This window comes from Archangium sp. (genome assembly GCF_036389735.1).
Classification (GTDB): Bacteria; Myxococcota; Myxococcia; order Myxococcales; family Myxococcaceae; genus Archangium.
In genome coordinates this window covers 1-14765 of record NZ_DASVWK010000090.1, presented here as the reverse complement: position 1 = coordinate 14765, position 14765 = coordinate 1, and the positions used below count along the sequence as shown (strand labels likewise).

10 protein-coding genes are annotated in these 14765 nt (G+C 71.1%); 3 read left to right on the top strand and 7 right to left on the bottom strand.

Annotation, left to right across the window (positions count from 1 at the left end):
* A partial coding sequence (locus VF794_RS03650) for a choice-of-anchor D domain-containing protein (protein WP_331107746.1) occupies nucleotides 1-523 on the top strand: 523 nt, incomplete at its 5' end.
* Nucleotides 524-617: 94 nt separating this feature from the next.
* Here the strand turns inward: VF794_RS03650 and VF794_RS03645 are convergent.
* The 5 genes from VF794_RS03645 to VF794_RS03625 form a co-directional block, all read right to left on the bottom strand.
* Complete coding sequence (locus VF794_RS03645) at nucleotides 618-4883, bottom strand: kelch repeat-containing protein (protein ID WP_331107744.1); 4266 nt, start codon at nucleotides 4881-4883, stop codon at nucleotides 618-620.
* A 284-nt stretch (nucleotides 4884-5167) separates the two neighbouring features.
* Complete coding sequence (locus VF794_RS03640) at nucleotides 5168-5440, bottom strand: hypothetical protein (protein WP_331107742.1); 273 nt, start codon at nucleotides 5438-5440, stop codon at nucleotides 5168-5170.
* A 137-nt stretch (nucleotides 5441-5577) separates the two neighbouring features.
* The gene (locus VF794_RS03635; RefSeq protein ID WP_331107740.1) at nucleotides 5578-7392 is read right to left on the bottom strand and encodes a hypothetical protein; all 1815 of its coding nucleotides are present in this window, start codon (nucleotides 7390-7392) and stop codon (nucleotides 5578-5580) included.
* 99 nt (nucleotides 7393-7491) lie between these two features.
* Nucleotides 7492-9231 carry a Kelch repeat-containing protein gene (locus tag VF794_RS03630; RefSeq protein WP_331107738.1) on the bottom strand — a complete coding sequence of 580 codons (1740 nt, stop codon included), beginning with the start codon at nucleotides 9229-9231 and terminating at the stop codon, nucleotides 7492-7494.
* A gap of 143 nt (nucleotides 9232-9374) precedes the next feature.
* Complete coding sequence (locus VF794_RS03625) at nucleotides 9375-9716, bottom strand: DUF2171 domain-containing protein (RefSeq protein WP_331107736.1); 342 nt, start codon at nucleotides 9714-9716, stop codon at nucleotides 9375-9377.
* A gap of 213 nt (nucleotides 9717-9929) precedes the next feature.
* Here VF794_RS03625 and VF794_RS03620 point away from each other — a divergent pair, with 213 nt between their 5' ends.
* Nucleotides 9930-10127 carry a hypothetical protein gene (locus tag VF794_RS03620; protein WP_331107734.1) on the top strand — a complete coding sequence of 66 codons (198 nt, stop codon included), beginning with the start codon at nucleotides 9930-9932 and terminating at the stop codon, nucleotides 10125-10127.
* Between the two features lie 122 nt (nucleotides 10128-10249).
* Nucleotides 10250-12451: a sensor histidine kinase gene (locus VF794_RS03615; RefSeq protein ID WP_331107732.1), complete on the top strand. Its 2202-nt coding sequence runs from the start codon at nucleotides 10250-10252 to the stop codon at nucleotides 12449-12451.
* A 21-nt stretch (nucleotides 12452-12472) separates the two neighbouring features.
* Here VF794_RS03615 and agmC read toward each other — a convergent pair whose 3' ends face one another.
* Both agmC and VF794_RS03605 read right to left on the bottom strand, forming a co-directional pair.
* The gene (agmC, locus tag VF794_RS03610; RefSeq protein ID WP_331107730.1) at nucleotides 12473-14254 is read right to left on the bottom strand and encodes an adventurous gliding motility protein AgmC; all 1782 of its coding nucleotides are present in this window, start codon (nucleotides 14252-14254) and stop codon (nucleotides 12473-12475) included.
* A gap of 181 nt (nucleotides 14255-14435) precedes the next feature.
* Nucleotides 14436-14765: hypothetical protein (locus VF794_RS03605; RefSeq protein ID WP_331107728.1), on the bottom strand; the 330-nt coding region annotated here is incomplete at its 5' end.

Here is a 14765-nt window from a genome sequence, read left to right as displayed (position 1 = left end):
GGACGCGGTGCGGACCTTCTCGGCCACGCTGGTGGTGGAGTCGGATGATGCGTCGCATCCTCGCGTCGAGGTGCCCCTCTCCGGCAAGGCCGTGGGCAGCTACCTGACTGTCGAACCCTTGAGCTGGGACTTCGGTGGGGTAGAGGTCGGGACCCAGAGCGAGCCGCGCACCTTCACCGTCACCAATGCGTCCTCCTCTCCCAGGACGGTGGAGCGTGTGCAGTCGACAAGCACGGCCTTCGTGGTGGAGGCGGGCGGGCTCCAGGCCACCCCCATCGCACCGGGCGGGAGCGCCACCTTCCGGGTCTTCTTCCGTCCGGAAGCAGCGGGACCGGCCAGCGGCGAGGTGCGACTGACCCTTCAGGCCGAGAGCACCGCCGATGGAGTGCTGGCGGTGAGTGGTACGGGCAGCCTCGAGCCAGCCACCGGCTGCTCGTGCAACAGCAACGGCGGCACCGCCGGAGCGGCGACCCTGGCCCTGCTGGCTCTGGTGCTCCTGGCCGGACGTCGCGCCCGCGCCTGAACCACCGGGCGTCAACGACAAGGGCCCCGGACCCGGCGATCGGCTCGCCAGGCCCGGGGCCCTTTTCATCGAGACAGCTCAGCCGTCCCCACCACTACCCGCCGAAGTCGTACACCTCGGCCGTGTACTGGCTGGCGGTGCTGAAGCCCGCGGTGATGAGTACCCGGCCTCCGGACAGCGGCGTGGCCGTGTGCTCGTAGCGGTTCTGGCTCATGGAGCCCGTCGTGCACCACGTGCCCGTCAGCGGGTTGTACAGCTCGGCGGAGGAGTGATTGCCGGTGTACATGTCGTGGCCTCCCACCGCCAGCACCAGCCCGTTGGGCAGGACGGTCAGGGAGTGGCGGCGGCGTGGGGAGAGCATCCCAGCGGTGCTCGTCCACGTGCCCGTGGCCGGATCGTACAGCTCGGCGGTGTTGCTCTGCGCACCGTCCTTGCCGCCGCCCGACACCAACACCTTGCCATCGGCCAGCAGCGCGGCCGAATGGAAGCCGCGCGCCGTGCTCATGACGCCAGTGCTCGTCCACGTGCCCGTGGCCGGATCGTACAGCTCCGCGAGCCCCAGGCAGTTGGTGCTCACGCACTTGTCGCCGCTGTTGATGAGGCCACCGACCACCAGCACCCGGCCATCCCGCAGCAGGGTGGCGGTGAAGCCCCGACGCGCCCTGGCCATGCTGCCCGTGGCGCTCCAGGTGCCCGTGTCCGGGTCATACACCTCGGCCGAGGCCAGCATGCCGTACTGGTTCGTGCCCCCCATCACCAGGACGCGGCCGTCCGTCAGCGCCACCGCCTGGTGCTCGCGACGGTACGTCACCATGTTGCCCGTGGCGCTCCAGGTGTCCGTGAACGGGTTGTACAGCTCCGCCGAGGCGCTCGCGCTGCCCCCCTCACCGCCGGCCACCAGCACGCGCTCATCCGCCAGCAACGTCGCCGTGTGGGAGCGGTGGGTCTTGAGGGTGTTGCCCGTGGAGGACCAGGTGCCCGAGAGCGGATTGTACACCTCGGCGGAGGACGTCCAGCCGCCGACCGTCAGCACCCGGCCGTCCGCCAGCGCCGTGGCCGTGTGCCGCAGGTGCAGGGCACTCGTGCTCCCGGTGGAGACGAAGTGGCCCGCGTTGGGCCTGCAGCAGTTGGTGGGGCCCTTCACCACCTCAACCGTGCGCGTGGCCGTGGCCTCCAGGCCCGCCGCGTCCTTCACCGAATAGGCAAGGGTGTAGCTGCCCGGGAGGTCCGGGTTGACGGTGCCGGACACCTGCACCTGGGAGCTCAGGTCGCCGGCGCACACGTCCGAGGCGGTGACGCCGGGGTCGGTGTACGTGTCGACGCCGCACTCGAGGGTGACGGTGTCATCCCCGTTGAGCGTCAGCAGCGGAGCCTGGGTATCCGTCACGGTGACGGAGGTGGAGCAGGTGGCCTGGTGGCCCGCCATGTCCGTGGCCGTGTAGGTGACGGTCGAGGTCCCCAGCGGGAAGGAGGTCGCCGAGGGCGTCACGCCCCGCAGCTTGCAGACATCCGTGGCGGTGGCCTCGGGCGGCACCACCGGGCTGCTGGCGTTGCACTCGAAGGAGGAGGGCTCGGGGCACGTCACCTCGGGCGGCGCCTCGTCCCGCACGCTCACGTTGAAGGAGCAGCTCGCGCGGTTGCCCGCCTCGTCGAAGGCGGTACACACCGTGGCCGTCGTCCCCATGGGGAATGAGGCACCGGAGGCAGGTGAACACGTGGTGATGACGCCTCCGCACCGGTCGCTGGCCGTGGGCGTGTAGCTGGCCTTCGCGCCGCCATTCGTGCACGCGAGCACCTGCTCGGCCGGGCAGGCGATGGTGGGCGCCACCATGTCCTTCACCGTGACGGTGGCCTCGCAGGAGGAGGCATTGCCCGCCTTGTCCTTGCAGGTGAGCGTCACCCGCTGCGTGCCGAGCGCATACGGGCAATCCGGCGTCTGCGTGCAGGTGACGGTGTCTCCCGTGTCCGGGTCGTACGAGCCGTCATCCACCGAGCCGCACCCGCCCGTGCAGTCCTCGTTGGCGGGCACCGTCACGCTCTTGCAGCGCGCGACCGGCGGGCGGTTGAGGCAGTAGGTGCCGGGGCAGCTCGGGCCGTCCACCGGGTCGTCCCACACCACCTGTTGCGAGCCCGTGGCCGGCTCCGGCAGGCCCTCGGTAAAGGCGTACACCTTCACCGTGTTCTCGCAGGACCGCAGCGCCGCGTTGATGGAGAAGGTCGGGTCCTTGCCGCAGTTGGTGCACAGTTCCACCTCGGGCCCGTCGTTGATCCGGTACCAGATGCGGTCCACCTCCGCGGGGGCGCTCTTCACCACGCCGGTCACGGGCACGGAGGCGCCCGAGGCGCAGCGGTTGAGGGGATTGATGACCACCGACAGGGGGGGGACGAGCTTGAGCCGCTGCCCGCATCCCAGCGACACGCTCACGGGCGCGAAGTTGGCGTTGTTCACGTCGCCCGCCTCATTCACCATCTGGGCGCTCGGGTACACCGTGAAGGAGCCCTGCGGGAGCGTCATGGACAGCAGGCCCGTCGCCTTCGCGTAGTTCTGGGGCGAGCCGTAGCCACTGACGAAGGGGTCGCCGTAGAAGGTGCCGTTGGCGGAGTAGGAGACGGATTTCTCCTGCCAGTCGGTGCCCTTGAAGGAGCCACTCACGCTCGCCACGGGGTTGTAGAAGCGCCCCAGGTCCGTGCGGTAGAAGAGCTGCACCTCGTTGAAGCAGTACTCGTGGTCGATGCGGAACCGATCCTCCGGGGCCATCAGCTTCGTCCGGGTCACGTTGGGCGTCAGGTTGAGCACGCCGTTGCGGAACCGGGTGGGGTCGTACAAGTCGGGCCGGGTGGAGAAGGAGGCCCCCTCGGACCAGAAGCGCAACCGCATCGCGCTCTGGCTCCACGAATGGGGGAGGTCATACGTGTTGGGCAGCACCTGCTCGTAGTTGGAGGCGAACTCGCCGGTGCTCGGCTGGAACTGGCCCGGGAAGCCGCTCATCGAATAACCACTCGCCGCGGACGCATACATCCGCGTCTCGTCGACATAGGTGTCATTGGGGATGCCATCGCCGTTGCTGTCGTGGTCGCCCTCGAAGTAGAGCGTCTGCAGCGTGCTGGTGGAGCCAGGGTGGAGCGGCACGTAGGGGTCCGCCAGGCGCACCGAGCCGTAGAAGTAGGACGGCTTCATGACGAAGGGATAGCGGGTCTCTCCGTTGATCACCTTCGTCAGCGTGGTCGTCTGGTTGCCCACCACCTTGACGCTGCCACCGGGCGTCCAGGAGCCGAGGTACGGCGCCTCGAATACGGTGAACTGGCGCCCCTTCCTCAGGTAGGACTGCGCGTACATCGTGTGCTCGCCCTCGCGCAGGTTGGACAGCTTCCACCACTTGGAGGGGTCGCCGAGCGGCGCCGTCACGTTCGCGCCGGAGTACCAGTGGCTGGAGGAGCTGCTGGAGGGCCCGTTATAGGCCTGGACGTACCGGCCATACGATAGGGGCTCGCCGAGGACTTCGAAGGGCCCGGTGAGATTGCCGAGGACCGGCGGGGGCGGCGGAGGCGGCGGAGGCGGGACGTGGGGCACCTTGCAGATGCGGACGACCTCGTCACACTTGACGTTGTTCCACTCCACCGGCACCCAGGTCTGCACCGCTCCGCCGCTGGTGTTGACGGTGTAGTAGAGGTTCGTCTTGCGGCTCGAGCCCGGCTGGACGTACGTGGTGATGTAGCCCTGATTCGAGAAGGTGTAGCTCTCCCCGCCCACATAGACGTTCTTCGCCCAGTCCGGACTCGTCGCGCAGGTCTCGTCCGTGCCGAGCCGGAACTGCACGACGCCGAGGCAGCCCGTGAGCTCCACCTGCGTCGGATCCGGCTGCAGGTTGCGGGGCTTGACCCTCACGCCCGAGAGCGTCGGGAACTGGTAGGACCAGGTTCCCCGGTAGGCCGAGACGTTGTAGACGACGCCGTTCTCTCCTCCCGCCGCGGCTTCCACCAGCATCTCGAAGGTGAGTTCCGTCGGGCTGGTGTGTTTGACGTTGTAGGTGGAGGCGCTATAGCCACCGGGACTGGTGCTCGAGACGCTCGCGTAGCCACTGGAGTGCCACGGGTCCGCGGTCAGCAGCGCCAGGATGTCCGGGTTCGTGTTCGTCAGCCGGGCCTTGCCTCGGAGGACGTTGGGTCTCAGGTCGACGCTGCCCCCGCTCGACGTGATGGCGGCGAGCCCCAGCAGCTCCCCACTGGCCCCCTCCTCGGTGGGGGAGGTCTGCGACTCGGTGGGAATCAGGCTCCGCACGCCCTCCCAGTGGGGGAGTTCCCAGGGCCGTGGAGGATGGGCCACGTCTTCCACCGGGTTTTCGCCTTGCAGTGCGAGCACGGCGTTCCCAGCTTCCGGTGCAAGGGATTGCGTCTCATCCTGCTCGGAGACACCGCATGCTCCCAGACCAATACCCGCGAGCACGGTCAAAGACCGTGCATGCTTTCGCAACATCGCGCCCCCCTCTTATTGACTGCACGTGAATAAAGACGCGTGCAGTATGCCGAGAAACGAGAGGCCTTCAAGCAGTTATTACACTCCAGGTGTGAATCGGGCCGGACAAAGAAAGGGATAACCCGCCCGTTCCGGAATGCCTGCAAGCATTTGAAATCGAGCCGCAATGCCTATCGCACGAGGTGGAACGCGGTCCGCCGCCGCAAGGCCCAGCGCACCTTCTGCCCGCCCCACTCCGGCACCGGGCTCGTCGCCTGCAACTCGATGGAGAACCACTGGCTCGCCATCACCTCGTGGTCACCGTTTCCCGGCACGCCCTCCTGTCGGTCCCACAGGCCGATCATCGGCCCCGCCCCGTGCCCGTTCAGCCCGATGGGGTGCGAGTACACCGTCCCGTCGATGCCCTCGGCCTTCATCCGCGCGCGCCACCTCGAGAATCTCATTGCCCGTCCGCACCGGACGCAGCTCCTCCACCACGATGTCCTGCAGCCGGTTGGACGTCGCCAACGCCGCCTTCAGGCCCGGGACGAGGAGACGAAGCCGGGTGTTCTTCATGGCCGCGCAGCCTCGCACGGCCTGCCTAGTTGATGATGACCCGACACGTGCAGGACGTGGTGCCGTCGCAGACGACCCCGGAAGCGCTCCGACAAGACATACCCGGGCAGCAGGGGCTGTTGGGCGAACAGGCCTGACCACCGGAAGAGCAGAGGGCACCCGGCTGGCAGCTCCCGGTGATGCTTCCCTGGGGAACCTCGCAGCGCAGCCCCGTGCAGCAGTCCGCCCCGGCCGTGCACTGGCCGTTCTCCGGCTGGCACACGGCGGGCGCCGCGCACTGGCCGCCCGAGCAGATTCCCGAGCAGCACCCCGCCCCCGAGGAGCACGTGGCGCCCGTGGCCGAGCAGCTCCCACCGGCGGTGCCTCCATCCGGCGTGGAGCTCACGGGCACCTGACAGGCCAGCGTCCCCTCGGAGGTGGCGAGGCACCGCGTCCCCGGGCAGCAGCCACTCGTGCCCGACTCGCAGCGCGTGCCCACCGGGGCGCACGTGGTGGGCTTCTGGCACGTCGGCGCCCCCGTGGGGCCGGGTAGACACAGGTTGCCGCCGCAGCACTGGTCCGAGAGCTGGCAACCACTGCCCGTGCCGAGGCAGCAGGCCGGGTCGGTGCCGTCAAGGCCGCCGGGGCACGTCGGGCTGAGCCCTCCGAAGCACCTCGGAATGCCGGATGAGTCCACCTTGCACACGGCCCTCTGGCCATCGCAGCAGTTCTGGGGGGCGTTGATGTTGATGACGCCTCCGTCCGGCAGCCTGCCCGCGCCGCAGATGTTGCCCACGGCGTTGCAGGAACTCCCGTTGCCACACCGGCCCTCGGTGCACTGGACATTGGCAACCGTCCCGGCGCCGCAGCAGTTGTTGTTGTCCGCGCAGAGGTTGCCGGTCGTCTCGCAGCCACTCAGCGGCTGGCAGACGGGCGTGCCCGTCCCCAGGTCCCCGCAGGAGCGGGAGCAGCAGCCCGAGCCTCCCGAGCAGGGGTTTCCATCCTGCGTGCAGCCACCACCACCGCCGCCGGTGATCGTGAGGCAGCGCCCCACCTCGCCCGCCCACAAGGAGCAGGCATTGCCGCAGCAGTCGCTGTTCTTCGTGCAGATGTCTCCATTCGCATTGCAGCTCCAGGAGCGGACACAGAGGCCCCCCTGGCAATTGTTGGAGCAGCACTCCGCGTCAACCGAGCAGGCCTGGCCCAGCACCTCGCACGTAGAGGAAGTGTCCGCCAACTGGGCGCAGGTGCCGTTGGTGCACGTCCTCGTGCAGCACTCCTCGACACTGGAGCACGCCGCCCCCACGTCGAGGCACTGCGTCTGGCTGCATGCGTTGTCGATGCACGAGTTGGTGCAGCACTCGCCGCCGTTGGCGCAAAGCTCGCCAGCGCTCCAGCAGAGGCTGTTGGGCTCGGGGCACTGGCCATCCGCCCCGCAGGGTCCGGTACAGCACTGCGCTCCCGTCTCACGGCTACAGCTCGTCCCCGCACTCAAGCAGAGCGAGCCCGGTCCGCTGTCCGGCCGACTCACGCCCCCCGCGTCCACCACGCCCGCGTCACCGCCATCCGCCGAGCCCGCGTCCACCACGCCCGCGTCATCTTCATCCGGCTCGCCCGCGTCCGGCGGCCCCGCATCGTCCTCGTCCGGCTCGCCCGCATCCCATAGGCCCGCGTCCAACAGGCCCGCGTCCCCTGGCTCCACCCCCCCCGCGTCCGAGGGGCCCGCATCCCCAGCGTCCCGCGGCTCCCCGCTGCTGTCCCCACCATCCTGGACAGGCCGTGGCGGCTCGTGGAGCGCACACCCCACGAAGCACAGGACCAGTGCCAGTGCACCCAGTACACGCCACCGGTCTGCCCTCATCGCGTGACTCCTCGTCTCGAAGTCGCCAGCTCGCAACCTGGCGCTGTGTCCAGACAGCATAGACGAGGAGCCCTCGCCCTCCCCCCAAACAGCGCACCGTCACCGCGTGGCGAAGACGAGGTCGTCCACGTCATCGAACACGCCGCCGGGGCACGGCTCGGCGCTGCCCGCGTAACGGAACACGCCTCGCACCGCCTGAAGGGAGCCCGCCGGCAGCACGAACGTCGTCGACAGCACCTGCGCTCCCGGCCGCTCCGGCGTCAACGTGGTCACGTACGTCCACGCCGGATTGCGCGCGTCCGCCGCCGCGTACACGTCCAACCGATTCGCCGCCGGATCCGCATACGCCCACACCGTGGCCTCCACCCGCACCAGCCTCCCCGACGCCAGGTGGCCGCCCTCCACCGTCACCACCCGCAGCGCGTCGAGCGCCTCGTCCCGCTCGTGCTTGCCCCCCTCGCCGTCCACACACGAGCCGTTCAGCGCGTTGGGCGTGTTGGGCTCCGGGCCGAGCAGTCCCCGCCCCGACAGCAGCGAGCCCGAGCCACACCCCGCCCCCGCCCCGTCACAGCGCGGCGCCCGCAGCTCCGGGTCGAACATCGCCCGCTCCACGCCACACCCCTCCGCGCCGCACCGCTGGGGCTCCACGTCGCACGGCCCGCACTCCAGCGTCCCACCGCAGCCGTCCGCCACCGCACCGCACGTGCGGCCCGCCGCCGCGCACGTCAGCGGCAGGCACATCCCCGGCACGTACCGCTCGCTCGTGGCCAGCGTCCCCGCCACCTCGTTGGTGCCGCCCACCACCAGCACCGCGTCGTCCACCAGTCGCACCAGTCCCGCCCCGCGCCGCGCCGTCTGGAGCGCCGGCTCCGCGCTCCACGCGTCCGCCGCCGGGTCGTAGCGCTCCACCGACGCGAGCGCCCCCGACGAGACGTGGAAGCCTCCCACCACCAGCACCCGCCCGTCCTCGGCCACCAGCGCCCCATGAGCCTCGCGCGGCGTGCCCGGTGCCGCCGCCAGCCGCCACTCACCACTCGCCGGGTCATACAGCTCCGCCGTGGCCGCCGCGCGCGACGTGGCGCCACCCACCACCAGCACCCGTCCGTCCGGCAGCACCGTCACCGTGTGCCCCGAGCGGTGCGTGCCCGCCGCGCCTCCCACCGGGCCCGCCCTCGTCCACTGTCCACTCGCCGGCTCGTACAGCTCCGCCTGGAGCCCGCTCACGAAGAGCACCTTGCCGCTCGCCAGCACCACGCCCGTCTGGGCTCCGCTCCGCGCGGACGTCGGCGCGCCCGTGCGCGTCCACTGTCCCGTCGCCGGATCGAACAGCTCCGCCGAGCGCACCGGGTGCCGGTCCACGTCGAAGCCACCCGCCACCAGCACGCGCCCGTCCGCCAGCACCACCGCCGCCGGATCGTTGCGCGCCTCGCCCATGTCCGCCACCTGCGTCCACCGGCCCGTGCCCGGCTCGTACACCTCGGCCCCCGCCAGCGCGCCGAACGAAGCCGAGAACGTGCCGCCCGCCACCAGCACGCGCCCGTCCGCCAGCACCACCGCCGCGTGGTTGCGCCGTGCCGTCCGCATCGCCCCCGTGGGGCGCCACTCGCCCGTCGCCGGGTCGTACAGCTCGCAGCTCGTCAGCGTGCGGTTGCCGTCATGCCCGCCCGCGGCCAGCACCCGCCCGTCTCCCAGCGTGACGAACGGCAGCAGCTTGCGCGGCGTGGACAGCCCCCGCGACACCGTCTCCTCCCACACCTCTTCCGGCGGCGGCGCCGAGCTGCACGAGAACACCATCGTGAAGAGCGCCAGCATGACGCAGGACGTCGAAACCCTTTTCATGACCCTTCCCTCTCCCTTCCAGAGGGACGGATCTACACGTCGGGTCTGACATCCCCCGGGCTCACTTCTCCTGCAATTCCCGGGGGTTATCGTCCTGTGTGCGACACGTCTGGCGGCGCATGACGCGCCCCGTCATGGGCGCGTCAGGGGCCCGTCAGGGAGCCGTCCACCGCATGGTGCCAGGAGCGGTCCTCCTCCTCGTCCTCCCGGTTCACCGGCTCCGCGTCCATGTCCGCGTGGTGCCGCGGCGGCAGCGCGCCTCCGTCATCGTCCTCCAGCTTCAGCAGGTGCGGCGTGCGCTCCAGGATGACCTCGCCGTGGTGCACGTGGCGCACGTCCGAGTACTCCACCAGGAACTCCTCGTGCGACAGCAGCCGCGGCTCCAGCTCGAAGTGGCTGTCCCCCACCGCGCGCACACGCCCCACCCGTCGCCCGTCCACATCACGCACCACCATGCCCTCGCGCACCTCTTCATGTCCCACCATGACGCCTCCTCGTGAGCTCCCGTGCCCTCCCGCCCCGGGGCCTCTCCTGACTGAGTGGGAAACATGGGGCGCCCCGGCCACGGACGCAGGTCCCTCGGAAGAGCGGACATGGAACCAGGGGATGGCTCCTCACCCTGGCTTGCTTGCGGCGAGTGGTGGCGCGGCCCTCCCCGCGTGCGCAGTGCCTAACGTTGTTTCGAGGAGGGAGTCGTCATGCTCCTGGAAATGACCGCCGTGGAGGCTCGTGAACTGAAGGAAATCCTGGACTCGTCCCTGCGCTCGCTACTCGATGAGATCGCCCATGCCGACCACCGTGCCTACCGCGAGATGTTGCAGGCGAGGTACACGCGGCTCGAGCAGTTCAATCGCCGATTGGAGGCGACCGCTGAGAGCGACCAGGTCTACGCCTGAACCGGGGCTTCCGGTGACGTCGTAAAACTGTGAGGACGGGCCGCCACCGTCCACGGGAAACCCTCGTGTAAGGTGCGCGCCCCGATGGCGTCCGGCATGCTCGCGGTAACGGAGACCCGCACGTGACGCCACCGGCCGCGCCCATCCGCTTCCTCTTGTCTCCGTCACTCGGAGAGGTGAAGGAGCACGTCCGCGCCGAGCTCTTCGGCCGAGCACTCACCCAGCGGCTGGGCCGCCCGGTGGTGGTGGAGCTGGCGCCCTCGTACGAGGTGCTGGAGCGGGAGCTGGTGGAGGGCCGGGTGGACCTGGCCTGGGGCACCGCCGAGCAGTGCACCGCCTTCGAATCCCAGGCACGCGCGGTGCTGCGCGCGGTACGGGCCGGGCGCTGGTACTACCACGCGGCCCTGGTGTGCCGCGCCGAGCGGCCGCTCACCCTGGAGACGCTGAAGGGCACACGCGCCGCCTGGGTGGCCCCGTGCTCCACCGGCGGCTACCTGCTGCCCGCACGTCACCTGTTGGCCCGGGGGCTGGCCCCGGTGGACGTCTTCTCCGAGGAGCGCTTCCACGGCACCTACCGCAAGGCGCTGCTGGCGGTGCTCGCGCACGAGGCGGACCTGGCGGCCATCTACTCCAGCCACCCCGAGGAGAACACCGTCCGCGCCTACCTGGCCGAGCACGTGGGAGCGGCCGAGCGCCGCCTCGTGCCCTTCACCTTCACCGAGCCCACGCTCTCGGATGGCCTCATCCTCACCTCGCGGCTGCCGGAGGCGGACGCGGCCTCGCTCGTCTCCATCCTCACCTCGCTGGCGGACGGCGGCGCTGGGTTGGAGCCGCTCCTGGGCCTCTTCGACAGCGAGGGCTTCGTCCTCTCGCCCGTGAAGGCCGCCCTGCCGCTCGCCCCCCGAGCGACCCGGAAGGCCGAGTACCTGGCCGCCGAGCTGGACGCGCGGGAGCGGTGCATGCGGATGTGGACGCCCACGGGTTCGGTCTTCGGGCGGGACGTGCGCCATGCCGAGGGCCAACCGCTGGCGGCGGTGTTGGGGCCGGACGCCGGGGAGCCCTTGGAGGCCCTGGCACGCGCCGCGCGGCACAGTGGCGTGGGCGGCCGGGTGGAGTACCGCATGGAGGTGGAGGGCGAAACACGCTGGTACGCCGCCGAGGCCACGGTGCGCGCGCCGACGGCGGGCGGCCCGGGCGGAGTCACCTCGGCGCTGCTGGTGCGCGATGTCACCGAGCTGCGTGCGCTGGAGGAGGAACTCTACCGGCTGGCCTCCTTCCCGCTGCTGCACCCGGAGCCACTGCTGGAGCTGGGGATGACGGGCGAGCCGCGCTACGCCAACCCGGCGGCGCACCTCGCCTTCCCGGACCTGCTGGTGCGCGGGGCGGGGCACCCGCTGGTGGAGGCCGCGCTGGCCTGGGCGCGGCGCGGCGCGGCGGCGGGCGACTCCCCGCCCACGGTGAACCTGGCCGGCCGGCACTGGGAGCTGACGGTGTCGCTCCTGTTGGACCCCGAGGGCCTGCGCGTCTTCGCCAGGAACGTGACGGCGCGCAAGCACATGGAGGCGCAGCTCTTCAAGGCGGACCGGATGGCGCAGCTCGGCTCGCTCGCGGCGTCGGTGGGCCACGAGATGGGCAACCCCCTGGCGTACATGCTGGCCAACCTCGGCTTCGCGCGCGAGGAGCTGGCGAGGATGGGCGAGACACTGCGCACGGGAGGCCGCGGAGATCTGGCGCGGGAGCTGGGCGACGTGGTGCAGGCGCTCGTGGAGGCCACGGACGGGGCGGACCGGCTGAAGACGATCGTCCAGGACCTGCGGATGCTGTCGCGCACGCCGCCGGAGAACCTGGAGCAGGTGGAGGTGGCGCGGATACTGGAGCACGCGCTGAGCCTCATCCGCGGCGAGCTGCGCCACCGGGCGCGGCTGGAGAAGGACTTCCGGCCGGTGCCGCCGGTGGAGGGGGACGAGGGGCGGCTGGGCCAGGTCTTCATCAACCTGCTGCAGAACGCGGTGCATGCGATGAGCGAGCTGGACGCGGCGCGCAACGTGCTGCGGGTGGCGACGTACACGGGGCCCGAGGGGGAGGTGGTGGTGGAGATCCAGGACACGGGGGCGGGGATGTCGCCGGAGGTGTTGGCGCGCCTCTTCGAGCCCTTCTTCACCACGAAGCCGACGGGCACGGGGCTGGGGCTGTCGGTGAGCCACGCCATCGTCACGAGCCTGGGAGGTACGTTGCACGCGGAGAGCCGCGAGGGCGTGGGCACGACGCTGACGGTCATCCTCCCGGCCGCGCCCGACGCCACCACCTCTCGGCCCCCGCGCTGAACCCGTGGGCCCCCTCGCGCCTCACCCGCGCGAACGCGAGCGCCGGCCGAGTCCCCACGCCAGCAGGGCGAGCCCCAACACCCCGAGCCCGCCGCCCGCGGTCGCCGGAGCCGCGCCACACCCCACCCGCAGCGCCAGCTCGCCCACGGTGAAGCCGAGCGGCGCCGAGAGAGCACCGCGCACGCCGAGCTGCTCGGCCCACGCACGGGCTTCGTGGGGCGCCTCGGTGATGTCCCCGGGTATCACCACCGAGAAACCGCCGGCCTCGTCGGCCACCACGGGAGCACCGAGCGGCGCGCCGTCGACGAACACCTGCACGGTGGCGCCGGGGGCCGTCTTGCCCTGGAGGGGACTCAGCGGCGAGATGACCTCGCCAGCCTCGGGAGAGACCCAGGAGACGGCGGGCACGACGAAAGCCTGGTTGATGATGACCGTGTTGCCGGAGAAGTCCGCCGCCGCATCGCCGACGGGCTCGGCGCCCCCGTTGCCCGCGGGCGAGGTACCCGCGAGCCCCGCGTTCGTGGAGAGGGTACACGCCGAGTCCACGCCGTTCTGGCCCTGGAGGAAGAGCTGCCCGCCCCCGCCGCCCCCGCCCGGGGAGATGTCGCTGTAGGCCCCCGTACCGCCCTGGGCCTGAAGCAGGGTGCAGCCGAGCCGCCGCTCGACGCGCACGTGGATGGAGCCTCCCGCGCCGCCGCCTCCGCCCCCGCCATGAGTGGCCGCCACGGGCGAGCCCCCGTTGGCGGTGATGAGGCCGCGAGGCTTGGGGCCCTGAATCTCGTGGGCCCGGATGAAGATGATGCCGCCGCCCGCGCCTCCCGCCGTCCCCTCGTGGCCCGCGCCGCCGCCTCCGCCGAGCAGCAGACGCTCCCGGGGCTCCTCGAAGCGCAGCGCCGCGCCTCCGTGTCCGCCCACGGCCCGCCCGCCGTCCTCCTGCTGGGCCGAGTTGCCACCCCGCCCGCCCTTGCCCACGAGAGCGCCGCCGCCGCCGCCCGCGTCATGGCAGTTGCCGCCACCACCCCCGTTGCCGAGCCGGCCGTACCCGGACGGGGGGGCACCGGCGCCCACGCTGGAGATGCCCTCGCCCTTGCGTGAGCCGCCTCCGCTCGGGCCGCCGCTGCCCACGGGGCCGTTGAGGGCCTCGCAGCCATACATCATGGAGGTTCCGGTCTCCGCCGCGCCGCCGCGGAAGCCCGCGCCGTCCGCCACGAGGGAGCCCTGGTTGAAGACGGTGCCGCTGGTCAGGAAGGCCAGCACCCCTCCGCTGCGCCCATTCCAGGGCGGGGCCACCAGCGAGCCGTTCGTCGACACGCGCACATCCGAGTACTCGGGCACGCGCACCACCTGGCTCACGCTGGGGAATCGGCGCACCAGGGGCGCGGTGAGGCGCAGCACCCCGGGCTCGACGCTCTCCAGGCGCGCCAGCTCCCACCGGCCCGCGCCCGAGTCCGCCAGCGACACCTGGACCTCGGTCTCCCCTGCCCCGGGAAGTGCCGTGTCGCTCCCCATCTGGAGCAAGAGCACCAGCTCGCCCGCGGCGAAGCCCGCCACGTCCGCCACGCGCAGCTCGCTGGCTCCCGCGGGCGCCTCGGCGGTGAGCGGTGTGGAGGCATTGATGACGATGCCCGGGTCCCTCACCGACAGGTTGCCGTGCTGGTTGTTGCCCAGCCCGAAGACGTCCGCCTCGGCGCGCGCCGCCACCGGGGCCAGTGCGAGCACCAGCACCAGCGTCCCCAGCAGGGACGAACACGCAACACGAGATGACGGGTCCACCACGACATGACTCGGGGCGATGGGTGACACGATCCCCCTCCGGTGTCTGGCTCCCGTCATATGGGAAACCAGGGCAGAACCGCAACTCGGGTAATCCTCTAACAGCCTCGTGTCTGCTCGTCCGCGGCGCATGGAGCTGGAATGTTCCGCTCTTTCCGCCCGGAAATCCAGGAAGCCTGAGTCGACCGCCCCCGCCTTCGCGGCAGAGCGCTCAGAAGCGGCCCTGCGCGAGCGAGAACACGGACACGATGCGGCCGGGGCGCGCGAAATCCGGAGCGATGACGGGCAGCGGAGCGCCCACGGAGACGCGCTTGCCATCGACATTGAGAAGCGCGGTGGAGGGGGCGCGGGAGTCGAAGGAGCGGCCCTCCTTGGTGAGGTTGACGACGACGGTCTGCACCAGGGCGACGAGGAACCAGCTGGCCACGTGGGTGGGCCAGAGGATGAGCTCGAGCCCACCGTAGCGCAGGGGCTGGCGGTACTGGATGGCCCAGAAGGCCGCGTAGGTGGCGACGCCGGAGAGCCACGTCCACATGAAGCT

What these genes read in the sequence shown, in the direction of transcription:
- VF794_RS03640 (WP_331107742.1), bottom strand. Translation starts at nt 5,440, where the DNA reads ATGAGATTCTCGAGGTGGCGCGCGCGGATGAAGGCCGAGGGCATCGAC.
- VF794_RS03635 (WP_331107740.1), bottom strand. Translation starts at nt 7,392, where the DNA reads ATGAGGGCAGACCGGTGGCGTGTACTGGGTGCACTGGCACTGGTCCTG.
- VF794_RS03630 (WP_331107738.1), bottom strand. Translation starts at nt 9,231, where the DNA reads ATGAAAAGGGTTTCGACGTCCTGCGTCATGCTGGCGCTCTTCACGATG.
- VF794_RS03625 (WP_331107736.1), bottom strand. Translation starts at nt 9,716, where the DNA reads ATGGTGGGACATGAAGAGGTGCGCGAGGGCATGGTGGTGCGTGATGTG.
- VF794_RS03620 (WP_331107734.1), top strand. Translation starts at nt 9,930, where the DNA reads ATGCTCCTGGAAATGACCGCCGTGGAGGCTCGTGAACTGAAGGAAATC.